Consider the following 25,604-nt stretch of genomic DNA (forward strand, 5'->3'; position numbering starts at 1 on the left):
TTATAACAATAATGAAGATGACAAGGAGTCGTTATGATTTATCAGTATTTAGACAAAACCCCAGAGTTTGCCGCACCATTTAACGGTTGGGTAGCAGACTCGGCGCAAGTGATGGGTGATGTATATTTAGGCCATCAAGCTAATATTTGGTTCGGTGCAGTGATACGCGGTGACAACGATCGTATCCATATCGGTGACTATAGTAATGTGCAAGAAAACAGTGTGATTCATACTGATGCAGGCATCAAAGTTACTATCGGTAATTACGTGACTATCGGTCATCTGGCTATGCTACATGGCTGTGAAGTCGGTGATAACAGCTTGATTGGCATTGGCGCTGTGGTACTTAACAATGTCAAAATCGGTAAAAACTGTCTGATAGGGGCGAAAGCCTTGATTACTGAAGGTCAGGTTATTCCAGATAACTCGCTAGTGATGGGTGCGCCTGCAAAAGTGGTCAAGACGCTAACAGATGAGCAAGCAGCCATGCTAAAAATGTCAGCGCTACATTATGCTGAGCGTTGTCAGAAATTTAAAACAGGCTTAACAGAAATAGCGATGCCTGATTAAAGGTAAATAAACGAGCTAAGTTTAAATAGATAGACGGTAGGGCGCATACTTATTTCATTGATAGACTGTTCAATTAATACGGTCAGCCTAAATAGATAACTGTACCCAATTTTATTAAACGATTCATATTTTTTCGCAACCAACGATAAGGTCTCACCATGCAGGCAAATCAAGCACAAACACAACAAAAACAACTGGCATTATTTGATTTAGATCACACATTACTTGATGTCGATAGCGATTATCTCTGGGGCGAGTATATCGTAAAGCATGACCTTGTCGATGAGGCGCAGTACCGCACTGCCAACCAGAAATTTTATAATGACTACATCGAAGGTACGTTAGACGCGACAGAATACAATAAATTCGTCGCGCAGTTTTTGAGTAGTCTGCCGCTTGATAGACTTGATGAGCTAAGAGAAGACTATATCAAAAGCGAAATCGAGCCACATATTCGCCCAAAAGCAATGGAAGCGTTGTGCCAGCATATTGAGCAAGGACACGATGTGGTGATTATTTCTGCGACCAATGATTTTGTAGTATCCGCCATTGCCAAGCGGTTTGGTATTGAAGCTGCCAATGTATTGGCAACGCCATTAGAGATCAAAGACAATCGCTATACAGGTAAGCTAATTGACAGACCAAACTTTCAAGCGGGCAAGATATACCATTTGGATAAATGGCTAAATAAACAGCAAGCCTCTGGTATTACCTTTGAAAAGACGTACGCATATTCAGATTCTAAAAATGATATTCCGTTACTCGAATGGGCTGATGTGGCCGTTTGCGTATCACCTGATGATGCGTTACATGCGCATGCTTTGGCGCATCGCTGGGCAGTAGAAGATTGGTCGATCTAGATTATTTAATCTAGTAATAGTAGCAACATTATCAATAGTGATAATTAGCGAACCATTTAGTATCAATCTCATTTAAAATAGCGCCGTATTCGTTATTTATTTTTATTAGAAAAACAGGAATATTTATGGAAATCAATCCGTATCAAGAACAAATTAAAGATTTATCAGAGCGTGGGCAGGACTTGCGGAGGTATCTTTGACTTCGATGGTAAGCAAGAACGCTTAGAAGAAGTCAATTTGGAGTTAGAAAACCCTGAGCTATGGAACGATCCAGAGCGCGCGACCAAAATTAATAAAGAAAAAAGTCACCTTGATGGTGTCATCGATGTGGTAGTGTCACTTGAGACGACATTAGAAGATGCGTCTGCCATGCTAGAGTTGGCAGTCGAAGCAGAAGATGAGTCATTGCTAGCCGATGTGCAGAGCGAGCTAGATAGCGCTGAGAAACGTGTTGCTGACCTAGAGTTCCGTCGGATGTTTAGCGGGGAGATGGATCCAAATAACTGCTACTTGGATATTCAGTCAGGCAGTGGCGGTACTGAAGCGCAAGATTGGGCTGAAATGCTGCTGCGTATGTACACGCGCTGGGCAGAAGCTCATGGCTTCAAAGTAGATGTGATTGAAGTGTCATCTGGTAGCGTAGCTGGTATTAAGTCGGCAACCATCGAGATCAAAGGCGATTATGCGTTTGGTTGGTTACGTACCGAAATTGGCGTTCACCGTTTGGTACGTAAGTCACCATTTGATAGTAATAATGGTCGTCATACGTCGTTTGCTGCGGTGTTTGTCTCGCCTGAGATTGACGACAACGTCGAGATTGATATCAATCCTGCGGATTTGCGTATCGATACCTATCGCTCATCTGGGGCAGGTGGTCAGCACGTAAATACGACAGATTCTGCGGTACGTATTACCCATGAGCCGTCGGGCGTGGTAGTGACCTGTCAGAATGAGCGTAGTCAACATGGTAACAAAGCCACCGCGATGAAGATGCTACGTGCTAAGCTGTATGAGTTAGAGATGCAAAAACGTATGGAATCACAGCAAGCAGTCGAAGATGGTAAGTCTGATGTTGGCTGGGGCAGTCAAATTCGCTCGTATGTGCTCGATGACTCACGTATCAAAGACTTGCGTACCGGTGTTGAAACCTTTAACACTGGTGCTGTGCTAGATGGCGACCTCGATCAGTTTATCGAAGCCAGTCTAAAAGCAGGATTGTAAAAGGCCGTTTTAAAGTAATAATCAATATTTAATTAAGGAAAATTATGCCAAGCGTTAATAATTATTTTGATGATAAAGTGACCTCTATTGCTTTTCAAACGGCTACTAAGCCTGCGACTGTCGGCGTCATGGAAATTGGTGAGTATGAGTTTGGCACCAGCGAATTTGAAACCATGAGTGTGGTAAGTGGCGCATTGACCGTCAAACTACCAGAGAGTGATGAGTGGCAAACGTTTAACGCTGGCGAGCAATTTACCGTTGAAGCCAACCAAAAATTTCAAGTAAAAGTTGATGTCGAAACGGCTTATTTATGTCTGTACGGTAAATAATTACTTTTAAATTGAAGTAGTATAAAAACAAAAAAAGCCAAGTATTTTATGCTTGGCTTTTTTTGTGTGTCATATTTCAAATGAATTTTAAGCTACTATCCTGAAAACCATGTTTTACACAGCATTACACTTTGTCTGTGCCAAATAAACAGCAAAAACTACCGTCATTAATTATGCTAAAACCATGAACTCTCAAAGGTATACAGGTTTATGACAAAGGCAACAGTAAAGGCAAGCCAGCAAACAATGACCAAAGACGTGCGTCATGATTACGAGCATCTCGCACGCCGTGCTAATTTACGTTATGTGAGTGATAATGAGCCAGGCTACGAGCGTAGACGTTGGGGTCGCGGCTTTACTTATCGTGATGCAACGGGCAACACGGTCAAAGACAAAGCATTGCGTCAGCGTTTTGATGCATTGGTGATACCGCCCATGTGGTCAGAGGTGTGGATATGCCAAGACGAAAGGGGCCATCTGCAATCAACAGGGCGAGACGAAAAATCGCGCAAACAATACTTGTATCATCCGTCATGGAACAATATCCGTGACCAAGCAAAATTTGATGCGATGATAGGGTTTGCAGAGGCGCTGCCTAATTTACGCGCACAGGTGGAGGTGGATTTGGAAGCAGAGTCATTGTCACGCACCAACGTACTCGCTGCCGTTGTTAAATTGCTAGAGACCACTTTGATTCGTATCGGTAACAGCCGCTACGCCAAGCAAAATAAAAGCTATGGTCTGAGTACGCTACGCAGCAAGCATGTCAGTGAAACCGACAATGGACTGGCGTTTGATTTTGTCGGAAAAAGTGCAAAAGAACACCACATTGAGCTGCAAGATGAACGTTTAATAGATATCGTGCAAGCCTGTTCTGAGCTGCCAGGTTATCAGATATTCAAATATCTAGATGACAACGGACATAAGCAAGTCGTCGACAGTAGTGATATCAACGACTACTTGCGGATGCATACGTGCGGCATGGACTGTGAAAGTAAACTATACAGCGCAAAGGATTTTCGCACATGGATGGCCAGTGTACTCGCGGCAAGCTATCTATATGATGAGCTACAAACGACGGCAGGCGCTAGCATACTTGCCAGTGCGCCAGAAAGCGCTGAGCGACAGCAGTTAGTCACTGATATGGTAAAAAGCGTGGCAGCAGAGCTAGGCAACACACCAACCGTCTGCCGTGCTTCTTATATTCATCCCATTGTCATTGAGCGCTTTTTGGCAGGGCAGTTTTTTGAGACTTACAAACAAGCACGCCGTGGACGAACTAAGAAATACCAAAGCTGTGAAGAGAAAGCATTGTTAGGGTTTTTAAGAGCTGATGTTTAGGTGTGAGGTTTTAGATAATAATATTGAGGTGTTAATTCTTTAATAGGAAATCGAAAGTATGTGGCAGTACTTTGGCTATTGATTGTAGGTGTCTTCGCGGACTTATAGCGAATTAATGATAATTAGTTATAGATTATCTCTACTTCTATAAAATAAAAATGATACGTTATGTATTGAAATAAACGTAGAAATGCGTTACTAATAGAGCATGATAAATATGAACCTATGAAACGGTCTATAGGATGTGACCGTTTTTTCAATCATAAATACCATTTTGCCAGTTACCTGCTATTGCTAAAGGATTAGCTTATGAACACCGCCTCTCAAACTCCTACGAATATTGATACAGATACTACCGTCACACCAAGAAACTATATCGATTACTATAATAATTTTGATATGAATACACTGCTGTCAGAAATATTTGGCGAGCAGGTGGACGATCGTCTAAATGCTTATATGGCTTGCTGTGGTCGTCATGTACGTGATGGCTGCGCTGACAATGCTGCTCTAGTACATGAAGACACCGCAGGCAATATAACGCGCATGACTTTTGGTGAGCTTGACAAAGCGAGTGCTCAAATCGCTAACCTGCTACAGTCGTATGGGGTAAAAGCGGGAGATAAGGTAGCGACGATGCTACCGCGTACGCCAGAGCTGCTCACTGTTGTATTGGCAACATGGCGCATCGGCGCGGTATATCAGCCGCTATTTACCGCTTTTGGCTATGATTCAATCAAATATCGGATGGACAAAGCTGATACCAAAGTCGTTTTTACTAACTTAGAAAATCGCAGCAAGTTTGAAGATTTGGCTGAGCAAACCAAAATGGTATTAGTCGGCAGTATAGAGGATGCTCAGACATGGGGTGACGATCACTATATTCAGTCTATGGCAGCACAGTCGCAAACGATCGAACCAGTGATCCTCGATACGGATGCGCCATTCTTGCAAATGTTCACCTCTGGTACAGTCGGTAAATCAAAAGGCGTCAGCGTTCCATTGGCGGCGTTACCTGCTTTTTACCTATATATGCGTTATGCCATTGACTTACGCAAAGATGATCAATATTGGAACATGGCAGATCCAGGCTGGGCGTATGGCTTGTACTATGCCATCACAGGGCCTCTGCTATTGGGTATCACGACTTATTTTAATGAAGCAGGATTTGACGCGACTAATACCCGTGAGTTTATGGTACGTCATAAGATTACCAATTTGGCCTCTTCACCAACCGCATTTCGAATGATGAAGTCTAGCGGCGTATTTGATAATAAAGACGACAATGACGATGATCTTGAAGACAACAGCACCCAACTCGCTTTACGCTGTGCCAACTCGGCAGGAGAGACACTGAACACTGAAGTGGTCAACTGGGTTGAAACCTATCTGGCGTGCCAAGTCAAAGACCAATATGGGCAAACAGAGACTGGCATGACTTGCTGTGCACATCATGCACTGACACATGAATGTCCTGTTGGCTCGATGGGTATGGCGCTCCCAGGTCATACGCTAGTCGTACTAGATGATGACATGAATGTGCTACCGGATGGTGAGCAAGGGCAGCTTGCAGTCGTAGTCAGTCAGTCACCTGCGTTTTATTTCCGTGGTTATAGTTGGAATGAAAAACAAGCCTTTGTAGATGACTACTATTTGACAGGCGACGTGGTCGAGCGTCATAGTGACGGCAGCTACTGGTTCTCAGGCCGTGATGATGACATTATTATTACCGCAGGTTACCGCGTAGGGCCTACTGATGTCGAAAATACTGTCTTAGAGCATGAAGCAGTGGCAGAGTCTGCGGCAGTAGGCGTGCCAGACGAAGTGCGCGGTCACACTATTAAGTCTTATGTGGTACTAAAAGATGGTATCGAAGGCAGTGAGCAAATCGCCAAAGAAATCCAAGAGCTGGTACGCAAACGCCTATCTACTCATGCGTATCCACGTGAGGTCGAGTTTGTGACAGAACTGCCGAAAACGCCGAGTGGCAAGATTCAACGCTTTTTACTGCGTAGTCTGTCTGCCGCATAAATAATTTGGTAAAGCGTCCATAAATTTAATAGAAAAATATCTAATAAAAAGTAAAAATTTAAAGGAATAATCATGCAAGTTAAAGAAAACAGCTTTTTGGTTACAGGTGGTGCATCAGGTTTGGGAGAGTCAGTGGCTCGGGCGATTGTGGGTCAAGGTGGCAACGTCGTTATCGCTGATTTAAATGAAACGGCTGGACAAGCTCTGGTCGCCGAGTTAGGTGATAGTGCGCGCTTTGTACGCTGTGATATCACTAATGGTGATGAAGTGCAAGCAGCAGTTGAAATGGCAGAGTCAGCTTTCGGTGGCCTACAAGGTTCAATCAACTGTGCGGGTATTGTAGTGGTACAAAAGCTGCTGGATCGCGATAACAATCCGGCAGACCTTGAGGCATTTAGCCGCGGGGTCAATATCAATTTAGTCGGTTCATTTAACGTCGCTCGTTTGGTCGCTGCTAGCATTGCCAAGCGCATAGCGAGTGATGGTACTGCAGGTAACCATGTAGAGAAGAATGTAGATCAAGGCATTATCATTAATACAGCCTCTATCGCAGCCTTTGACGGACAAGTAGGTCAAGCCAGCTATTCATCGTCTAAAGCAGGCGTGGTTGGTCTAACCTTGCCACTTGCTCGCGAGCTAGCACGTCATGGTATTCGCGTAATGACCATCGCACCAGGTGTCTTTGCTACACCGATGATGGAATCTATCCCAGAAAAAGCCCGCGAGCAGCTGGAAGCAGGTGTGCCATATCCTAAACGTTTAGGCGCTCCCAATGAGTTTGCCAAATTGGTCACTCATATCATCGATAATGCTTATCTAAATGGTGAAGTTATTCGCTTAGATGGTGCGATTCGCATGGTGTAACAGTCTAGCGAGTGATTCATCACTTTTGCACAAAACGTATCTACAGAATCTGGCATAGTGCTTTGATACATATGATTAATGACAAAAAATTAATTATGGGAATCAGAGTCTATGCCATTTTTTTATAAAAAATCTTACTCCTCAAAAGCGCAGCGTACGCCTTGGTTGCCCATTATTATTGGTCTTAGTCTTGCTGCCATTGTTAGCACCAGCGCCATTGCTTATGCCAAAAGCACCTCAAAACCAGAAACTCCCATTCCTCCTTATATAATTATTGATCGAGTCTTTGTCGATAAATCAGACCGTATCTTAAAATTGATGAGCAATAGTAAAGTTATTAGGTCGTATCGTATTGTGCTAGGGGACAGTCCATCAGGTCACAAGCAACAAGAAGGCGACCAGCGTACGCCCGTTGGAGTTTATACCTTAGATTATAAAAATGAGAACTCTATTGCGCATCGCTCTATTCATATTAGCTATCCCAATGATGAGGACAAGGCACGAGCAAAGTCATTGGGGGTCAATCCAGGTGGCGATATCATGATTCATGGGCAAATGAATGGCTTTGGGTCTTTGGCATTGTTTAATCAACGACGTGATTGGACAGATGGCTGTATCGCTGTTGCCAATGATGAGATGGATGAAATTATGGCAGCGGTGATACTTGGTACTCCTATCGAAATCGTGGAGTAGAATAGTCGGATTATTATCTAATTTATACTAAGTAGGTATATTATTCATTACCGTATTTAATGGAGATTTATCTTTCATTTGCACTAATAAAATGGCGTAACTTATCTACTAACTACCTTTAACTGTTGTTAATAGCTCATTTAAATATTGTTAATAATAAATATCATTGTTTTAAGTAAGGTTTTATTTGGCAATCATCTTGAAATAGGTGTATATATACCTTATATAAGTGACAGATAACAGTGGGCACTAGACTAAGATAATCCTTAGAGGTGCTACTGAGAATACCAATTATAAAAGGATATAGACATGAGATTTGAGAAGTTTACTCAAAAACTGCAGTCCGCCATTCAAGAAGCACAAAGCCTAGCGTTAGGTCGCGATCATACAGGTATCGATCCTGTGCATTTACTTGCCGTGTTGTTACAAGATGAGTCTAATTTATCGATATGCCAACAAGCAGGTGCTTCTATTCCAGCGCTAAAAAATGGCGTTGCTAAAGCTCTAGATAACCAGGCGACCATTTCGGAGCCAACAGGTGACGTTAACCTAAACCCAAACTCGGTCAAAATCTTGAACTTGGCAGATCGTCAGGCGCAAAAAGAAGGCGATGATTTTATCGCGACGGAATGGGTGATGTTAGCACTCGCTGAGCAGGGCGAAACCAAAAAGATATTTGAAAGTGCTGGCGTGACGGCAAGCAAACTAAAAGCGGTAATTGAGCAATTGCGTGGTGATGATACAGTGAATAACCAAAACGCAGAAGATCAACGTGACGCACTCAATAAGTACACGATCAACCTGACTGAACAAGCAGAGCTTGGCAAGCTAGATCCAGTGATTGGCCGTGATGAAGAGATTCGCCGTACCATTCAGGTGCTATCACGCCGTACCAAGAATAACCCTGTACTCATCGGTGAGCCGGGCGTTGGTAAAACAGCTATCGTCGAAGGTTTGGCACAAAAAATTATCAATGGTGACGTACCAGAAGGGCTACGCAGTAAAGAAGTGTTGTCATTGGATTTAGGTGCGCTTATTGCGGGAGCGAAATTTCGCGGTGAGTTCGAAGAGCGCCTCAAAAGCGTATTGAGCGACTTGGCCAAGCAAGAAGGCAATGTCATCCTATTCATCGATGAGCTGCATACAATGGTTGGTGCGGGTAAATCTGAAGGTGCAATGGATGCGGGTAATATGCTAAAACCTGCATTGGCACGCGGTGAACTGCATTGTGTCGGAGCGACGACGCTTGATGAATACCGCAAGTACATCGAAAAAGATGCCGCACTTGAGCGTCGTTTCCAAAAAGTGCTGGTCGATGAGCCAACGGTCGAAGATACCATTGCGATATTACGGGGTCTAAAAGAGCGTTACGAGCTGCATCACGGCGTCGATATTCAAGACAGTGCCATTATCGCTGCTGCGCGCATGAGTCACCGCTATATCACCGATCGTAAGCTACCAGATAAGGCAATTGATTTAATTGATGAAGCGGCCAGTCGTCTGCGGATGGAGATGGACAGTAAGCCTGAATCATTAGGTAAGCTTGATAGCCGTTTGATTCAGCTGAAAATGCAGCGTGAAGTACTCAAAAATGAAGAAGATGCTGGCGCGCAAGCCGAGCGTAAAGTGCTCGATGCCCAAATAGCAGAATTGGAAAAAGAGTATGCTGATCTCAATGAGGTTTGGCAGGCAGAGAAGGCACTGGTCAAAGGCAGTCAACAGCTAAAAGACGAGCTAGATAAAGCCCGTATCGCCTATGACAAAGCCAGCCGCGAAGGCGATTATGAGACCATGAGTAAGCTGCAATACGAAACCATTCCACAGTTAGAACGTCGTATTCATGAGTCTGATTTGGCTGAGCAAAAAGAGCAGACAGGTGAAGGTAGCGGTGTCAAATTGCTACGTAATAAAGTCACCGACAATGAAATCGCCGAAGTGGTGGCAGCCGCGACTGGTATTCCAGTCAGCAAAATGATGCAAGGCGAGCGTGACAAGATGATCGCAATGGAAGAAAAGCTCCATGAGCGCGTCATTGGTCAAAACGAAGCAGTCGAATCGGTGGCCAATGCGGTACGTCGTAGCCGTGCAGGCTTATCTGATCCCAACCGTCCATCTGGTTCATTCTTATTCTTAGGACCTACTGGTGTTGGTAAAACCGAGCTGACCAAATCACTAGCAAACTTCTTGTTTGACTCTGAAGATGCGATTGTACGTATCGACATGAGTGAGTATATGGAAAAACACAGTGTCAGTCGTTTGGTAGGAGCACCTCCAGGGTACGTCGGTTATGAAGAAGGCGGTACGTTGACTGAAGCGGTACGCCGTAAGCCATATAGCGTCATATTGTTCGATGAAGTAGAAAAGGCGCATCCTGATGTGTTCAACATCTTGCTGCAAGTATTGGACGATGGTCGATTAACCGATTCGCAAGGTCGGGTGGTAGATTTCAAGAACACTGTTATCATCATGACCAGTAACTTGGGTTCGCATAAAATTCAAGAGATGGTTGGTGAAAGCTACGAGGATATCAAAGCGGAAGTAATGGATTCTGTTGGGCAGCATTTCCGTCCAGAGTTCGTCAACCGTATTGACGAAATCGTAGTCTTCCATCCGCTTGGTATGTCGCAGATGGCAGGTATTGCGGATATTCAATTGGATCGATTACGTCAGCGTATCCAAGAGCGTGAGATGGATATTGAGCTATCAGTAGATGCGATGAATAAATTGGTTGCCGTGGGTTATGACCCTGTTTATGGTGCTCGTCCTTTGAAGCGTGCCATTCAACAAGAGATCGAAAACCCATTGTCATTGAAGCTATTGGCAGGTGATTTTGTCGCTGGTGATATTATTAAAGTCGATGTAGGTGCCGATGACAAACTAACTTTTGATAAGCTTAGAATGAGCTAATCAGTTTATCCTTAACGTCTTTATGATCTAACTTTACGCTTAAAACAAACCCTTTATCTACAATCGTAGGTAAGGGGTTTTTATTTATAAGGCACGTTTTACGTTACTGTTTTTTTACCATTTCAATATCTCTTAAGTCTCAGGACTATGCTATAACTAAATCAAAGACTAATAGTATCAGTATCAACTAAATGGAGAAACAGAACGATGACAGCCCATATTGAACGTATAAATATACCTTTAACCTCGCCACTAATCATTGCAGCATTGCTGTTTAGCACCGCTGCGTGCTCCAACCCTTCAGCAGTAAGTCTTAGCAATAACAAAAGCACTGCAACAGAATCTAAAGAAGTTTCCACTTCAGATAGCAATGCTCAAACCGCCACACAAACCGCCACACAAACAAAGACTAGCAAGCCTGTTTTTACGACTAAAGCAATCGCCACCTTTGATGAGCCTTGGACTATGACAGCGTTACCCATTGCAGATAACGAAGCGCCAAAATTACTAGTAACACAAAAAACAGGTGAGCTATTTATCGTAGATACAGCGACGGGTAATAAGACCAAAGTCGAAGGCGTGCCTACAGTCGCTTACGGTGGTCAAGGCGGCTTAGGAGATATCATCGTGGCTCCAGATTTTGTGACGTCCAATACCGTTTATCTTAGCTACGCGGAAGCAGGAACAGGAAGTGATAGCAATAAATTTGGCGCTAAAGTTATCAAAGCGACACTCTCAGGATTAGAGACAGCCACACCTACGTTGCAAGATATCATGCCTATCTGGCAACAGTCTCCGAAAGTCACAGGGCAGGGGCATTATAGTCATCGTCTGCTGTTTTCGCCTGATGGGCGCTATCTATATATCAGCTCAGGCGAGCGTCAAGATAAAGATCCAGCACAAGACATGAATGGTAATTTGGGTAAGATAATACGGTTGAGTCCTGATGGTAACACCCCGACAGACAATCCGTTTACTGATAATGAGTTGGCCAAACAGTTTTGGACCATCGGACATCGCAATGTGCTTGGTATGGCATTTGACGATAGCGGGCAGCTGTGGGCGCACGAAATGGGACCAAAAGGCGGGGATGAATTTAATATCATTGAGAAGGGTAACAATTATGGCTGGCCAGTGGTATCCAATGGACGCAACTATTCAGGTTTAGATATTCCTGACCATGACACAAAGCCAGAGTTTGCGACACCTAAAATTACTTGGACACCTGTCATTTCACCATCTGCTATGAGCATCTATGCGGCTGGTACTCATAATGACTTTCCTAGCTGGCAAGGCAATGCGCTTATCAGTGGCTTGTCATCTAAAGCGCTTATCGTAGTGGGCATAAGTAAAGACAATACCGCCGCTGAGCGTTATCGCTATGACATGGGCGAGCGTGTCCGCAGTGTGCTAGCAGTAGACGGGCAAGTGTGGACACTTGAAGACGGTAATGATGCACAATTACTCAGATTATTGCCCAAATAACATCGAAACAATATTGAAAAAACATCGAATTAAAGACGTATTTACCTACCTATATATTTAATTATTTTAATAAAACTATCAAATTCTTTTAGAGTAAATTAATAGTTTTATCAAGTTTTATTTTGTAATAGATTGATAGTTAAGACCTATTTTGTTAAGGTAACGTTCCTTGAAATTTGAGACTTGCACATGGAAGAAGTAAAAGTAGGCAGATTAGGACCTTTTCCGCGGGTAAGTAAACCTGTGTTTATTACATCGTCACTGCTGATTGTTGGCTTTATTATTTTCGGTGCGTTTTTCACCGAAACAGCAGGGGCTGTTTTTAGTTTTTTACAAAACTTTATTACCGATAAGTTTGGTTGGCTATTCATTATTCTAGTTAATACCGCGCTCGCGCTTTGTATCTACTTGGCAATGAGTCGCTATGGTGACATTCGACTAGGCAACCAAACAGAACGACCGCAGTACAATCTGTTCTCTTGGATTGGTATGCTATTTTCTGCAGGTATTGGTATTGGTCTAGTTTATTGGGGTACAGCAGAGCCGCTATATCACTTTATGGCACCACCAATGGGCGATGCAGAGACAGTAGAAGCCGCCAAGCAAGCGATGAATATCTCGTTTATGCATTGGGGTCTACATGCTTGGGCGATTTATACGATTGTAGCGCTATCTTTAGCGTATTTTCATTTCCGTCGTGGCCTGCCATTATCGATTCGATCTACTTTGTATCCTTTACTTGGTAAAAAGATCTATGGTCGTTGGGGACACACGGTCGATATTTTGGCTGTGTTTGGTACGATGTTTGGTGTGGTTACCTCGCTTGGGCTTGGGGTTATGCAGATCAACTCTGGACTCGAAAAGCTGTTTGGTACGCCTAACAGTCTTACCGTACAGTTTGGCTTGATCGCTTTCATCACAGCGCTAGCAGCAGCTTCAGTCTTGATGGGTTTGGATAAAGGTATTAAGCGTTTAAGTGATATCAATATTGGTTTCACTATCGTCTTATTAGCGTTTATGGTCATCTTAGGACCAACGCTATTTATCTTTGATAGCTTTATCGAAAACATCGGCAACTATCTGACTGTAATCGTACCTCTAGGTACATGGGGTGAGTCTTATAGCGGGACAGATTGGCAGAGTAGTTGGACGATATTTTATTGGGCATGGTGGGTTAGCTGGGCACCATTCGTTGGTATCTTTATTGCCCGTATCTCTCGTGGTCGTACGATTCGTGAATTTACGCTTGGTGTACTACTGATTCCAATGCTGATTTTGTTCTTCTGGTTTACCACCTTTGGCGGCGTTGCTGTTCATATGGAGCTTGCTTCTGCTGTGTCAGGTGTTAGCCCAGGATTGGTAGAAGCAGTACAAGCGGATTCTGGTAGTGCCATCTTTAAACTGGTTGAGTACTACCCATTGGCAAAACCGATTACGCTACTAATTGTCGTCATGATTATGCTATGGTTTGTGACCTCGTCAGATTCTGCTAGCTTTGTCATCGATATGTTGACTGCTGGTGGCGATACCAACCCACCGAAAATCCAACGCTTATTTTGGGCGACGACAGAAGGTGTTATCGCTGCTATTTTGCTAGCGGCTGGTGGACTGTCTGCTTTACAGGCGGCAGCGATCGTAGCGGGACTACCATTTGCCTTGGTTGTCTTTGTCATGATGTATGCGCTACTACGTGGTTTGAGTCGCGATCGTCTGATTCTATACAGAGCGCAGCAAGGCTTTATTACGGATGAATCAGCAGACCATAACTCAGCGAATGAGTTCGTCGATGAGCATCTACTAAAAGGGCCGCCTAAGATTGTTAAAGGTGACTAAGAAGTAGATAGCATCAAAACAGCTACTTAAGCTTTTGATAGAAGAAGCCCCAATTTATTTTTAAATTGGGGCTTCTTTATTGGGTAAAGGTATTTATATTTATTCAGGAAAAATTCAGACTGTTGAAATATTATTGCTGTAATGTTACTACGATTTCTATACATTCGGTAGTATTTACATGGTGTTATATTTAGTGATTCGTTCATACCTTGGTATGGTTACGCTCTTTTTTGGGGATATACCTATGGATCATGTAAAAGTTGGCAGGTTAGGCCCTTTCCCTCGGGTAAGTAAACCTGTCTTTTTAACTTCAGCATTACTTATTATTACATTTATTATTCTTGGCGTCTTTTTTACTGAATCTGCCGGTACGTTGTTCAGTTTTTTACAAGGCTTTATTACCGATAAATTTGGTTGGTTTTTCATTATTCTCGTTAATGTGGCCTTAGGACTTTGTGTTTATTTGTCTATGAGCCGTTATGGCGATATTCGCCTTGGTGCTCAAACTGAGACACCACAGTACAGTCTATTTTCGTGGATCGGCATGCTGTTCTCTGCTGGTATCGGTATTGGACTTGTCTACTGGGGTACAGCAGAGCCCTTATATCACTTTATGGCACCGCCACTCGGTGAAAAGGAAACAATAGAAGCCGCCAAGCAAGCGATGAATATTACCTTTTTACATTGGGGCTTACATGCTTGGGCATTGTACGCGATTGTAGCGCTATCTTTAGCCTATTTCCATTTTCGCCGTGGCTTACCACTATCGATTCGTTCAACCCTTTATCCTATATTGGGTAAAAAGATATATGGCTCGTGGGGTCATGCCGTTGATATCTTAGCCGTATTCGGTACGATGTTTGGTGTGGTGACGTCACTCGGTCTTGGCGTTATGCAAATTAATTCAGGGCTTGAGAAATTATTTGGTATTCCTAATAATCTCACAATACAAATCGCTCTAATTGCTTTTGTTACTGCTTTAGCCGCCTGTTCTGTCATGATGGGCTTGGATAAGGGTATCAAGCGTCTAAGCGATGTGAACATCGGCTTAACGGCTATTCTGCTTGGTTTTATGGTCGTCTTAGGGCCGACACTTTTCATTTTTGATAGCTTCCTAGAAAATATCGGCAACTATCTTTCAGTGGTTGTGCCATTAGGTCTGTGGGGAGAGTCTTATGAAGGTGAGGCAAACTGGCAGTCAGCATGGACGATATTTTATTGGGCATGGTGGGTAAGTTGGGCACCATTTGTCGGCGTGTTTATTGCTCGTATCAGCCGTGGTCGTACGATTAGAGAGTTCGTACTTGGGGTATTACTTATCCCTATGACCATATTGTTCTTTTGGTTTTCAACTTTCGGCGGCGTTGCTATCCATATGGAGCTTCTCGCTGCTATTGATCCAGCGTTGGTTAGTCCTGGACTGGTTGAGGCGGTACAAACAGATTTTGGTAGTGCCATTTTTAAATTGGTTGAGTACTATCCATTGGCGCAACCCATCACATTTATGATTGTGATTATGATTGTCTTGTGGTTCGTGACCTCTTCAGATTCAGCAAGTTTTGTCATTGATATGCTGACCGCAGGTGGTGATACTAATCCGCCAAAGATTCAACGTTTATTTTGGGCAAGCACTGAAGGCGTCATTGCTGCTGTTTTGTTGGCTGCTGGTGGATTGAGCGCGTTACAAGCAGCCGCTATTGTAGCAGGATTGCCATTTGCCTTGGTTATATTTGCCATGATGTATGCGCTACTGCGTGGTTTGAGCCGCGATCGACTGATACTATATAGAGCACAGCAGCATTATATTACTGAAGAATCAGCAGATCATAACTCGGCAGATGAATTTGCTGACGAGCACCTACTAAAAGGGCCACCTAAAATTGTAAAAGGTGACTAAAAGCAGATAAAAGTAAGACAGCTACTTAAGCTTTTAATAGAAGAAGCCCCAATTTATTTTTAAGTTGGGGCTTCTTTATTGGGAGAAGATACTTAGATTTATTCAGGGTAGATTCGGATTGTTGAAAATTATTACTGAAATGTTACTACCATTTCTATACATTCGGCAGTATTTACAAGGTGTTATATTTGATAATTCGTTCATACCTTGGTATGGTTACGCACTTTTTTGGGGATATACCTATGGATCATGTAAAAGTTGGCCGATTAGGCCCTTTTCCGCGGGTAAGTAAACCTGTATTTTTGACTTCAGCAATCTTGATACTGGCGTTCATTATTTTTGGCGCCTTATTCAATGAACAGGCAGAAGTGGTATTTAACCAAGCAAAAGCATTTGTCTCTTTACGCTTTGGCTGGTTCTTTATTGTCGTGGTCAATTTAACATTGGTCATGAGTATATATATGATATTTAGCCGCTACGGCGATATCAGACTCGGTCATCAGAATGAGAGACCAGAGTACAATATGGTTTCGTGGATTGGCATGTTGTTTTCAGCCGGTATCGGTATTGGGCTGCTTTATTGGGGCACCGCTGAGCCGCTGTATCATTTCATGGCACCACCATTAGGCGAGGCGGAGACAGTTGCCGCTGCCAAGCAAGCGATGAATATCTCGTTCCTACATTATGGTCTACATGTATGGGCGCTATATGGCATGGTTGCGCTATCGCTTGCTTATTTTCATTATCGAGTAGGTTTACCACTGGCTATCCGTTCGACACTTTATCCAATATTGGGTAAAAAAATCTATGGCGGTTGGGGGCATACGGTAGATACGCTTGCCGTATTTGGTACGATGTTTGGGGTAGTGACCACGTTAGGTCTTGGTGTCTTGCAGATTAACTCAGGCCTCGAGACGTTATTTGGTATACCCAATAATATTACGGTGCAGATTATTTTGATTGGCCTTATCACCATGCTAGCAGGGTTATCTCTGTTTATGGGATTGGATAAAGGCATCAAGCGTCTAAGTGATACCAATATATTGTTCACTGTGATATTGCTAAGTTTTGTGATTATCTTTGGGCCTACGCAGTTTATTTTTAATAGCTTCGTAGAAAACATCGGCAACTATTTGCATCAAATCGTGCCATTAGGTTTGTGGACAGAGTCTTATAGAGGCGAAGAAAACTGGCAAGCCTCTTGGACGATTTTCTATTGGGCATGGTGGATTAGTTGGTCACCATTCGTTGGGGTATTCGTTGCACGTATCTCTCGTGGCCGTACCATCCGTGAGTTTATATTAGGCGTACTGTTAATTCCTATCACGATACTTTTCTTGTGGTTTACTGCTTTTGGTGGTTCTGCGGTAAATATGGAGCTGGTGGCAGCAGCAGACCCTAACATAGTTAGCCCAGGTCTGATCGAAGCGGTCAAAGCCGATACAGGTAGCGCTATCTTTAAATTGATGGAGTCTTACCCATTAACGGGTGCGGTCAACTTGCTCATCGTGGTGATGATTGTCCTATGGTTTGTTACCTCATCGGATTCCGCGAGCTTTGTCATCGATATGCTGACTTCAGGTGGTGATACCAATCCACCAAAGATTCAGCGCTTATTTTGGGCAGGTTCTGAAGGTGTTATCGCTGCTGTATTATTGGCAGCAGGTGGTTTGAGTGCACTACAAGCGGCATCAATTGTCTCAGGATTTCCTTTTGCTATTGTGATCGTCGTGATGATGTACTCTCTATTGCGCGGTCTCAGTCGAGATCGTTTGATACTGTATCGTAATCAGCAATGGTTCACCACAGAAGAGTCGGCAGAGCACAACTCGGCCAATGAATTCCGTGATGAAGAGTTACTAAAAGGCCCACCAGCACTTGAGAAAGATGCTTAAACTTTAGAGTGTATCTTCTAGCTACAAAAATACCCAGCTTATATAGGCTGGGTATTTTTATGGATGTTCAATATTTTTAATACAGCAGATTTCAGTACAGTAGATCTCGATACAACCATTTTATAGATTAGCTACATTCGCCTTTTGTATAACCGATAGCTTCAGGAATATTACAGGCTGAGCAGGCATTACTAGCCGTTCGGTAGCTAACAACTGATCCAACTTTCGTCTTTACACAGACGGGTTCATATTGTGCCGTACAGATATTGTTGGCAGGGTTAGCGGGCGGACATTGAGTAAGAGCACCTTCAAATTGCTGACTGATATCAGGACTGGATGGGGTAGGTGTTTGACCAGATGTTCTGATATCAGACATAGAGCTACAGCCTGTTAAAGCTAGAACTAATATCAATATAAGTGATGATGGTTTGAACGAAGATTGATTAATTGTAGAAAATAGACGAGTAGATAGAGTTTGTTTCATAAGAAATGTCCTTATTAATAATATTCGATAGCGTCCTGTTATCGTTGATGGATTTGCTTACTGAGGCTAAACGCTTAAGCATTTATGGTAGCTCATTTGTCAGTAGCTATCTACTTAAACACCATACAAAAACCCCAAGCTCAATTGAGTTTGGGGTTTTGTTTTCTGCCATCAAATACTGATTTTACGACAGTATGTCTAAATCAAAGACATCTAAACTGACGAGATTTACTTATTCAGCTGGTTTGTCGTCTTGATTTAGCTGCACGTACTTGTCAAAGTTTTGAGCATAATCCGTTAAGTTATCGCTCAGCATTTGGCGATACTGTTTGACATAAAACTCGACAATATCGTCTTTTTCTTTGGCGAAATCATCGCCTTTGACGAATCCGATGGAGGCAACTGACGCGCTATAGCGTGCTGCAGCATACAATAAAGAAGCACCTACTTGACCTGAATGTGCTTCAGGGCCTAGCTGGCTGTTTGCGATACCAATGATAGCATCAGCACGTTGATAGAATGCCTGCATTTCAGGGGTGATTTCGATGTTAGCATCAGCATTTTGGTCTTGAATATTGTCTTGAGACATAAGCAACTCCTAATAATAAGTGTCAGTAGTTTTTAGTATAAAAATGGTTTGTAAACGTTTTAAAGTAGTGACTCTTATAAACCAGCGTCTGCTTTTAAGATATCAGCTTTGTCTGTTTTTTCCCACGTAAAGGCAGTCTCTGAACCTGGACGACCAAAGTGTCCAAAGGTAGCAGTCTGCTGATACATTGGTTGTAGTAAGTTCAACATACGGGTAATGCCGTAAGGACGTAGGTCAAAGTGCGTACGAATCAAGCGAATGATCTCATCGTTACTGATTTTGCTAGTACCAAAGGTATTAACAGAGATAGAAGTAGGCTCAGCGACACCAATTGCATAGCTGACCTGTACTTCACAGCGCTCAGCAAGACCTGCTGCTACGATGTTTTTGGCAACATAACGTACCGCGTAAGCAGCACTGCGATCTACTTTTGAAGGATCTTTACCACTGAACGCACCGCCACCATGACGTGCCATGCCGCCGTAAGTGTCAACAATAATTTTACGACCAGTCAGACCAGCATCACCAACAGGACCACCAATCACAAACTTACCAGTTGGGTTGATATGATAGCGTGTGCCAGCGTGCAATAAGTCAGCTGGTAGCACTTGCTTGATGATAGATTCCATCACCGCTTCTTGTAGATCTGACTGCGAGATGCTTGGATCATGCTGTGTTGATAATACAACAGCATCGATAGCGACAGGACGATTGCCGTTATACTTCAAGGTTACCTGCGCTTTGGCATCTGGACGTAACCAAGGTAGCTCGCCTGCGCGGCGCAGCTCCGACTGACGCTCCATCAAACGATGGGCATACTCGATAGGCGCTGGCATCAATACTTCGGTTTCATTACTGGCATAACCAAACATTAAGCCTTGGTCGCCTGCACCTTGCTCTTCAGGGTCGCTACGATCGACGCCTTGCGCGATTTCAGGAGATTGTTTGCCTAGCATGTTGATGACTGCACAAGTCTCGCCATCAAAGCCTAAATCTGAATGGTGATAGCCGATGCCATTTACAGTGTCACGCACCAGACGCTCTAAATCGATATTTGCGGTTGTAGTGATTTCACCTGCAAGTATGACTGCGCCTGTTTTTACTAAGGTTTCGCATGCCACACGTGCGTGCAGATCTTCACGTAAGATAGCGTCAAGGATAGCGTCTGATATTTGGTCAGCCATTTTGTCAGGATGGCCTTCGCTCACAGATTCTGAGGTAAATAAGTTGTATTCACGCATAATGGGATCGCTTAATTGAATCAATAAGGGTAGGAAAAGCAGCACATCTGGGTGCTGCTCTAATTAATTTTGACCACGCATTTACGCGGCAGATAATCGGTATTTCTTAATTTAAAATCGGTTTTGACTAAAATATTTGCTGATAAATATGACCAAAGGGTGAGCGGACTATCATTCAATCAATATATAAAATGATACTGCCTCGCTCTGATATGGTCTTGGCGGTAACGAGTTGGGTCAGTACTTGCCCTAATAGACAACGCTAATGTGCAGATTGCCTTATCAGAAGCAGGGTAATGGCCAAAATCTCTTAACGCAAAATAGGGTTATTCTACCTTGAAACGTTATAAAACTCTAGTGAGCAACACTTGCTCTACTATAAGAAATGCTCAACAAGCAGTTCACTGCAATCAAAGGTGGTTACTGGATAGCGGTTTAGCTAGCTGAGCAATTAGCTAGCGGTAGCATCTGCTTGAAATGAACAATACGTTACAACTCTAAAAATGCAGCTTTATCTTTAAACATACATTCTTCATAGACAGGGCAAGCGCCGCATTTGGGTGTACGAGCCTGACAGGTATAGCGGCCGTGTAAGATAAGATAATGATGGGCGTCTACGATGAAGTCTTCTGGGATGCGCTCGACCAGCTTTTTTTCGACGATGAGTACGGTTTTGCCAGTAGCAAGCCCAGTACGATTTCCCACCCGAAAGATATGCGTGTCAACGGCCATGGTCGGCTGGCCAAAGGCCGTATTCAACACGACATTGGCAGTTTTACGGCCCACGCCTGCCAGTGATTCTAAATCTTTGCGGTTATCAGGAACAGTACTATCAAATTTCTCAATCAAATCACGGCAGGTTTTGATGACGTTTTTTGCTTTGGCATTATATAGACCAATGTTTTTGATATAGGATTTGAGACCGTCTTCGCCTAGTGCCAGTATTGCCTCAGGTGTGTTAGCTACTGGGTACAATTGCTTGGTAGCAATATTGACACTGACATCAGTCGCTTGTGCGGACAAAATTACCGCGATAAGTAACTCAAAATTACTGTCATAATTGAGTTCGGTGACAGGTTCATCAATAGTCGCTGCCAGTTTTTCAAAGAATGGACGCACGTCACGATTGGGCATTCGTCTAGAGGGCGGCGTGTCAGCTGTTTTATGTTTGACCGTTTTACTCATGGCATTTTGACTATTATTTTGATGAATGATGGTGCCAAATTATATGCTAGCGCTAGCATTCATGTTAATGATTAAAGTATCAATTTATTAACGCATTAGTTGCGTAATCAGCTATTACCGTTATAACGCTACTTGCAATGACTCAAGCTCGGCTTGTAAGGATTCGAGTTCTGCTTGTTTCTTATCGTTTGCACGCACACTCAGTTGCTTTTCCAGTTTTTTGATTTTGGTACGGAGCTTGGCAGCCGCAATGGTATTTTTCGCTTGCGACTCACTGATGTTTAGAGACTGGCTTGCTGCATTATTGAGCTTAGCCTCTACCATACTAACGACAGGTCTACTATTGCTCGTATCGGCAAGCTGTTCTGTGACACGTTTCAAATGGGTATGGTAGCGTTGTCTCAAATCTTCTTGCTCTGCTATTCGCTCAGGCTCAGATATTTCTCGCTCAATCGTAACTAAGTCAATACAATCAACAGGGCAGGGCGCGATACATAGCTCGCAACCCGTGCACAAATCTGTAAAAATCGTATGCATATGCTTACCAGTACCAACGATAGCATCGACTGGGCAAGCAGGGATGCATTTGGTGCAGCCGATACAGTCATCTTCACGGATAACCGCACGAACCTCGGTCGGACGTTCAGAGATGGCATCTATTGGCCACTGTGAAGGCACTGCCATAAGCGTAGTGTCAGGAGTATCTATATCGAGAGTCTGAGCAATCGCATTGGTGACTGGCTGACCACCGGGCACACATTTATTGTACGGCTCACCATCTAATACAATCGCAGCGGCATATGGCAGGCAACCATCTGGATGCTCACATAGCCCGCACTGCGTCTGTGGCAAACAAGCATCTACACGTGCAATTTGTGCCTGTATGTCAGCGGGCAAGGTATCAATGTGCAATGCATCGAATAAGATAGGTAGATTAACTAAGCGTATATTGGTGCTACTTTGCATTTAATTAAGGACCTTAATACCAGTCGTTAGAATTGGTATTAGTATAAATAGAGATAAAAGGTTGAGAAAGCGGTCTTTGTAAAACAGTATCTATAAGAGCATCTGCTCTGTCAGCGTTTTACTGCTCAGGTTAGCGTGTTACTTATTAAAAAATAAAGTTTAAAGTAAAACGCTTATCACAGGAGCAGCGATTTTAAAGAGATGAGATTGAAAATACAATACTGTAGCGTAATGTGGTATTTGTAATAAGGACTGATTATAAATCTATATTTTGTTCTTTAGCCACTTGGTCAATCAAATCGCGAGCGATACTACCCTTTGGCGGAATTCTGGGTAGGTTTGAGAAATCAAAGAAATCAGCATGTGCTAACTCATCTTCTTGCAAGATAATATCGCCACTGTCATACGATGCACGAAAACCAAGCATTAAGTTAGAGGGAAATGGCCATGGCTGACTGCTCACATAGCGGATATCTGTTACGCTGATATTGACCTCTTCTGCGACTTCACGTACTACCGCATACTCCAGACTCTCTCCAACTTCTACAAACCCTGCGATCAAACCATACATTGGCGGCAGGTTCTGCTGTCCATGACGATGATGGTGAGCCAATAAGATTTGCATCTCACCTGTCACTGGATTTGGCCGAGTAATAGCAGTGATGACGCACGGTTGTACGCGAGGGTATTGGCGCAATCGACATACTGGACAAACCATGGCACGTTCGCCTTGGTCAGCATGTACGGTAGGGCTAGCACAGCGACTACAAAACTGCGTATCTGCTTGCCAGCTTAATAATTGTATTGCTTGGCTAATCTGATCTGACAAGGCGACTGGCAAATGAGTCATCAGCTTTCGATAAGGAACAAAAGTGTTACTACTGCTTTCAGCAATAATTGGTAGCGTTACGTTATGAGCAACTGCATAGTCATAAGTCATGGCGCTCGTCGCTTGGGCAGTAAAGCTATGAGCCATATTGGCATCAACCGTATCATCTGCATCGTTGCTAGTGCTATCGTCTGATAACCAATGATTTGGTGCTAGGCTCTCGTGCAGCGTTACGTGACCAACCTGATAAGCTTGCTCGCTTAAGTCATTACTATCGGGCGATAGCTGAACTTGCAAAGGCCACCAACCATCTGGCATTTGACGGCATAAGATACTGTCATCACTTAATACAAAAGCATGGGCCATATAAAATTCCAAACATTATAAAGTAAGTCCGCATCGACGTAGACACAGACTGTTTTAGAGTAAAGTATCATTCATTCTATATAAATCAGATACCCAGATATCCATATATGTTGTCAGGCTGGTTCAGCCTAATGACTAGACTAGTTTAACCTAATGACTGTAGCGCTTTCACATGCCTGACTTGTACCTACATTATCTTGAATTATCTATACGTAAATGAGATGTCATAGCTAAGAGATAATGACCATGACATGACAATGAGAAAAGTTAAGCAGCAAGTAGATGGCTCAAGCTCTGTTGACCAACATCAAGCGCTTGCTTGCTGACAGGGCGATTATTCTCAAAACCATCTAAGTGATGATCGACCGCCATGATAACATCAGCGATGCAGGCTAACGTACTGTCTTCGATACGTCGTCCGCCTTCGATACGTTGTTCGATATAGTTAGCTAGCTGACTCAGCATGCTGGCAGGTGTGGCCAACTGTAAAAAGCGTACTGCACCTGCTACTTGACGCATCATCCCAGGAATATTTTGGATATTGAGCATGTCACGCTCAGGCTCCGCCAAATAATCATTAATGGCTTGCTCGGCACTAGCAATAGCAGTTCGGCTTTCTTGTATCAAGGTATCATTGGCCGTGTTAAGCTGATGCAATGAGATATGCGGGTTATTCAGTGGCAGATAGATTGCCCCTGGTGTATGCATCTCTGCCATAGCAATGGTGGCGTTCTCTGCATGCATTAGCGCTAGTAGCAAATGATCAAAATCTTCAGGAGAAGGCGCTTGCCAATGGCTCACAGCTTCTGCTGCTTCGCTAAGACTATTGGCTGCGTTGGACAGACCTAATAAACGTAATGCCGAACTCAGTTCGGTCAGCTCTTTAATAATCTGCGCTGTCTGCATGTCAATAGGATTAATTGAATCGCCACGTGCATAACTGTCGACGTGTTCTTTAATGTTATTGATCTGATGTTGAATAATTGTGTTTAACGTATCGGTAAGTTCGCGGTTAGGACCGAATAAAAAGCGCTTCATTTGTTCTAGCTGAGCACCTTCTAAATGATTATTTGCATACTGTTCACGTAATTGCTGCGCTTGCTCGTTATCACGTTGACAGGCAAAGCTCACTAAATCTGCAAAGCGGGTATCCATGACTGGTAAATAGCTTTGAAATTGCTGCTCTAAATAGATAAGTGTGTGCTTTTGACTTAGGTTTAATGGTAATACTGCTGCGATATCAGTCACGGCGGCAGTCGCCGCTTGCCAAAACAAACTATCAGTATTGGAAGCGATTAATGCACAGGCTGCACTCATAGCATCCAGCTTTTGCTGATCCGCAGAGTCAATTTTGCCATCTTGATTGAGTAGTGCAACCGCAAGGCCACTACGATACGCGTTGGTCAGCAGCTCTGTGTCTAGATTAAGTGCGCTTAGAGATTCAAAGTTTTGTTCAGGATTGGCGATGATGACACTACTGCTACCAAATTCAGAAAAATAGTCTGCTGTAATAGGAGCTTTTTGACTATGCGCATTAAGCTTGTTAATGACAGGTATCAGTAGAGTAGGCTCTACCGATTCAGTCAAGAGGACAAACTCGACATAACGATCTAAAGTCATGATGGCTTCTGATAGATCCATGATCAAATCAGTATCGTTGTTATCACCATTGTCATAAAGTCTCTGTAGACCACCAACAATGGCATCATTCAATGCTTCTGCACCGACCAAAGAAATTAGTTTAAAAATACAAGACAGCTGCTTTAGCACTTCGATAGAGTCTGACAACAAAGGTGCCTGACTACTATCATCGTTGAACTCACCTAGATGAATCTCAGTGTCTTTAAGCGTTGCTATAACCTCATCATGCAGTAAATGGAGTGATGGTAGGTTAAAATCAGTAACACTAAGCGTTGGGGCGGTTAGCTTCATTTGCGCAGACTGGTCCATAAGTATTTTTCCATAATGTACTGATGAGAATAGCAATATTATAAATTTGATTTAGAAAGTATTAGCTA

20 protein-coding genes are annotated in these 25,604 nt (G+C 43.3%); 13 read left to right on the plus strand and 7 right to left on the minus strand.

The genetic code is table 11. The features are described 5' to 3' along the window. Nucleotides 1–33: 33 nt before the first annotated feature. From JMX96_RS04235 to JMX96_RS04295, 13 genes are all read left to right on the plus strand, one after another. Nucleotides 34–570: a gamma carbonic anhydrase family protein gene (locus JMX96_RS04235; RefSeq protein ID WP_057760719.1), complete on the plus strand. Its 537-nt coding sequence runs from the start codon at nucleotides 34–36 to the stop codon at nucleotides 568–570. Between the two features lie 158 nt (nucleotides 571–728). Next, nucleotides 729–1,430, plus strand: a complete 702-nt coding sequence (locus JMX96_RS04240) for an HAD family hydrolase (RefSeq protein WP_201567523.1) — start codon at nucleotides 729–731, stop codon at nucleotides 1,428–1,430. Nucleotides 1,431–1,555: 125 nt separating this feature from the next. Further along, nucleotides 1,556–2,651 (plus strand): peptide chain release factor 2 gene (prfB, locus tag JMX96_RS04245; protein WP_102078362.1). Its coding sequence is split into 2 segments (ribosomal slippage): nucleotides 1,556–1,627 and nucleotides 1,629–2,651, totalling 1,095 coding nucleotides; the frame shifts between segments, so codons are not numbered across the junction. Between the two features lie 44 nt (nucleotides 2,652–2,695). Further along, nucleotides 2,696–2,980: a pyrimidine/purine nucleoside phosphorylase gene (locus tag JMX96_RS04250; protein ID WP_201567525.1), complete on the plus strand. Its 285-nt coding sequence runs from the start codon at nucleotides 2,696–2,698 to the stop codon at nucleotides 2,978–2,980. Nucleotides 2,981–3,190: 210 nt separating this feature from the next. Continuing rightward, the gene (locus tag JMX96_RS04255; RefSeq protein ID WP_201567527.1) at nucleotides 3,191–4,321 is read left to right on the plus strand and encodes a DNA topoisomerase IB; all 1,131 of its coding nucleotides are present in this window, start codon (nucleotides 3,191–3,193) and stop codon (nucleotides 4,319–4,321) included. A 309-nt stretch (nucleotides 4,322–4,630) separates the two neighbouring features. Next, complete coding sequence (locus JMX96_RS04260) at nucleotides 4,631–6,352, plus strand: AMP-binding protein (RefSeq protein WP_201567529.1); 1,722 nt, start codon at nucleotides 4,631–4,633, stop codon at nucleotides 6,350–6,352. A gap of 72 nt (nucleotides 6,353–6,424) precedes the next feature. Continuing rightward, entirely contained in the window at nucleotides 6,425–7,216 is a 792-nt protein-coding gene (locus JMX96_RS04265) for an SDR family NAD(P)-dependent oxidoreductase (RefSeq protein WP_201567531.1), read from the plus strand. 111 nt (nucleotides 7,217–7,327) lie between these two features. Continuing rightward, nucleotides 7,328–7,909: a L,D-transpeptidase family protein gene (locus tag JMX96_RS04270; protein ID WP_201567533.1), complete on the plus strand. Its 582-nt coding sequence runs from the start codon at nucleotides 7,328–7,330 to the stop codon at nucleotides 7,907–7,909. Nucleotides 7,910–8,218: 309 nt separating this feature from the next. Then, the gene (clpB, locus tag JMX96_RS04275; protein ID WP_201567534.1) at nucleotides 8,219–10,816 is read left to right on the plus strand and encodes an ATP-dependent chaperone ClpB; all 2,598 of its coding nucleotides are present in this window, start codon (nucleotides 8,219–8,221) and stop codon (nucleotides 10,814–10,816) included. 228 nt (nucleotides 10,817–11,044) lie between these two features. Next, on the plus strand, nucleotides 11,045–12,301 hold the full coding sequence (locus JMX96_RS04280) for a PQQ-dependent sugar dehydrogenase (protein WP_370587227.1): 1,257 nt from the start codon (nucleotides 11,045–11,047) through the stop codon (nucleotides 12,299–12,301). Between the two features lie 189 nt (nucleotides 12,302–12,490). Continuing rightward, nucleotides 12,491–14,134, plus strand: coding sequence for a BCCT family transporter (locus tag JMX96_RS04285; protein ID WP_191113839.1), 1,644 nt, complete (start codon nucleotides 12,491–12,493; stop codon nucleotides 14,132–14,134). A gap of 244 nt (nucleotides 14,135–14,378) precedes the next feature. After that, nucleotides 14,379–16,031, plus strand: coding sequence for a BCCT family transporter (locus JMX96_RS04290; RefSeq protein ID WP_191113838.1), 1,653 nt, complete (start codon nucleotides 14,379–14,381; stop codon nucleotides 16,029–16,031). A gap of 242 nt (nucleotides 16,032–16,273) precedes the next feature. After that, the gene (locus JMX96_RS04295; RefSeq protein ID WP_057760694.1) at nucleotides 16,274–17,926 is read left to right on the plus strand and encodes a BCCT family transporter; all 1,653 of its coding nucleotides are present in this window, start codon (nucleotides 16,274–16,276) and stop codon (nucleotides 17,924–17,926) included. 127 nt (nucleotides 17,927–18,053) lie between these two features. On the opposite strand, the gene JMX96_RS04300 is transcribed toward JMX96_RS04295, so the two are convergent. The 7 genes from JMX96_RS04300 to JMX96_RS04330 form a co-directional block, all read right to left on the minus strand. Then, complete coding sequence (locus tag JMX96_RS04300; protein ID WP_201567536.1) at nucleotides 18,054–18,302, minus strand: hypothetical protein; 249 nt, start codon at nucleotides 18,300–18,302, stop codon at nucleotides 18,054–18,056. 340 nt (nucleotides 18,303–18,642) lie between these two features. After that, nucleotides 18,643–18,999: a DUF3144 domain-containing protein gene (locus JMX96_RS04305; RefSeq protein WP_102078350.1), complete on the minus strand. Its 357-nt coding sequence runs from the start codon at nucleotides 18,997–18,999 to the stop codon at nucleotides 18,643–18,645. 74 nt (nucleotides 19,000–19,073) lie between these two features. Next, nucleotides 19,074–20,240, minus strand: a complete 1,167-nt coding sequence (gene metK, locus JMX96_RS04310) for a methionine adenosyltransferase (RefSeq protein WP_201567537.1) — start codon at nucleotides 20,238–20,240, stop codon at nucleotides 19,074–19,076. 489 nt (nucleotides 20,241–20,729) lie between these two features. After that, nucleotides 20,730–21,425: an endonuclease III gene (nth, locus tag JMX96_RS04315; protein WP_057760685.1), complete on the minus strand. Its 696-nt coding sequence runs from the start codon at nucleotides 21,423–21,425 to the stop codon at nucleotides 20,730–20,732. Nucleotides 21,426–21,545: 120 nt separating this feature from the next. Further along, nucleotides 21,546–22,391 (minus strand): RnfABCDGE type electron transport complex subunit B, encoded by an 846-nt coding sequence (locus JMX96_RS04320; protein WP_201567538.1) that lies wholly within the window; start codon nucleotides 22,389–22,391, stop codon nucleotides 21,546–21,548. 256 nt (nucleotides 22,392–22,647) lie between these two features. Then, nucleotides 22,648–23,586 (minus strand): NAD(+) diphosphatase, encoded by a 939-nt coding sequence (nudC, locus tag JMX96_RS04325; protein ID WP_201567539.1) that lies wholly within the window; start codon nucleotides 23,584–23,586, stop codon nucleotides 22,648–22,650. Nucleotides 23,587–23,853: 267 nt separating this feature from the next. Continuing rightward, a complete protein-coding gene (locus JMX96_RS04330; RefSeq protein WP_201567544.1) occupies nucleotides 23,854–25,536 on the minus strand; it encodes a hypothetical protein in 1,683 nt (560 codons plus the stop codon). Nucleotides 25,537–25,604 lie beyond the last annotated feature (68 nt).

The sequence above is a fragment of the Psychrobacter sp. JCM 18900 genome, from assembly GCF_904846625.1.
Taxonomy (GTDB): Bacteria; Pseudomonadota; Gammaproteobacteria; order Pseudomonadales; family Moraxellaceae; genus Psychrobacter.

What these genes read in the sequence shown, in the direction of transcription:
- JMX96_RS04300 (WP_201567536.1), bottom strand. Translation starts at nt 18,302, where the DNA reads ATGTCTGATATCAGAACATCTGGTCAAACACCTACCCCATCCAGTCCT.
- JMX96_RS04265 (WP_201567531.1), top strand. Translation starts at nt 6,425, where the DNA reads ATGCAAGTTAAAGAAAACAGCTTTTTGGTTACAGGTGGTGCATCAGGT.
- JMX96_RS04305 (WP_102078350.1), bottom strand. Translation starts at nt 18,999, where the DNA reads ATGTCTCAAGACAATATTCAAGACCAAAATGCTGATGCTAACATCGAA.
- metK (WP_201567537.1), bottom strand. Translation starts at nt 20,240, where the DNA reads ATGCGTGAATACAACTTATTTACCTCAGAATCTGTGAGCGAAGGCCAT.
- JMX96_RS04330 (WP_201567544.1), bottom strand. Translation starts at nt 25,536, where the DNA reads ATGGACCAGTCTGCGCAAATGAAGCTAACCGCCCCAACGCTTAGTGTT.
- clpB (WP_201567534.1), top strand. Translation starts at nt 8,219, where the DNA reads ATGAGATTTGAGAAGTTTACTCAAAAACTGCAGTCCGCCATTCAAGAA.
- JMX96_RS04240 (WP_201567523.1), top strand. Translation starts at nt 729, where the DNA reads ATGCAGGCAAATCAAGCACAAACACAACAAAAACAACTGGCATTATTT.
- nth (WP_057760685.1), bottom strand. Translation starts at nt 21,425, where the DNA reads ATGAGTAAAACGGTCAAACATAAAACAGCTGACACGCCGCCCTCTAGA.
- JMX96_RS04295 (WP_057760694.1), top strand. Translation starts at nt 16,274, where the DNA reads ATGGATCATGTAAAAGTTGGCCGATTAGGCCCTTTTCCGCGGGTAAGT.
- JMX96_RS04285 (WP_191113839.1), top strand. Translation starts at nt 12,491, where the DNA reads ATGGAAGAAGTAAAAGTAGGCAGATTAGGACCTTTTCCGCGGGTAAGT.
- nudC (WP_201567539.1), bottom strand. Translation starts at nt 23,586, where the DNA reads ATGGCCCATGCTTTTGTATTAAGTGATGACAGTATCTTATGCCGTCAA.
- JMX96_RS04270 (WP_201567533.1), top strand. Translation starts at nt 7,328, where the DNA reads ATGCCATTTTTTTATAAAAAATCTTACTCCTCAAAAGCGCAGCGTACG.
- JMX96_RS04250 (WP_201567525.1), top strand. Translation starts at nt 2,696, where the DNA reads ATGCCAAGCGTTAATAATTATTTTGATGATAAAGTGACCTCTATTGCT.
- JMX96_RS04320 (WP_201567538.1), bottom strand. Translation starts at nt 22,391, where the DNA reads ATGCAAAGTAGCACCAATATACGCTTAGTTAATCTACCTATCTTATTC.
- JMX96_RS04290 (WP_191113838.1), top strand. Translation starts at nt 14,379, where the DNA reads ATGGATCATGTAAAAGTTGGCAGGTTAGGCCCTTTCCCTCGGGTAAGT.
- JMX96_RS04260 (WP_201567529.1), top strand. Translation starts at nt 4,631, where the DNA reads ATGAACACCGCCTCTCAAACTCCTACGAATATTGATACAGATACTACC.
- JMX96_RS04255 (WP_201567527.1), top strand. Translation starts at nt 3,191, where the DNA reads ATGACAAAGGCAACAGTAAAGGCAAGCCAGCAAACAATGACCAAAGAC.
- JMX96_RS04235 (WP_057760719.1), top strand. Translation starts at nt 34, where the DNA reads ATGATTTATCAGTATTTAGACAAAACCCCAGAGTTTGCCGCACCATTT.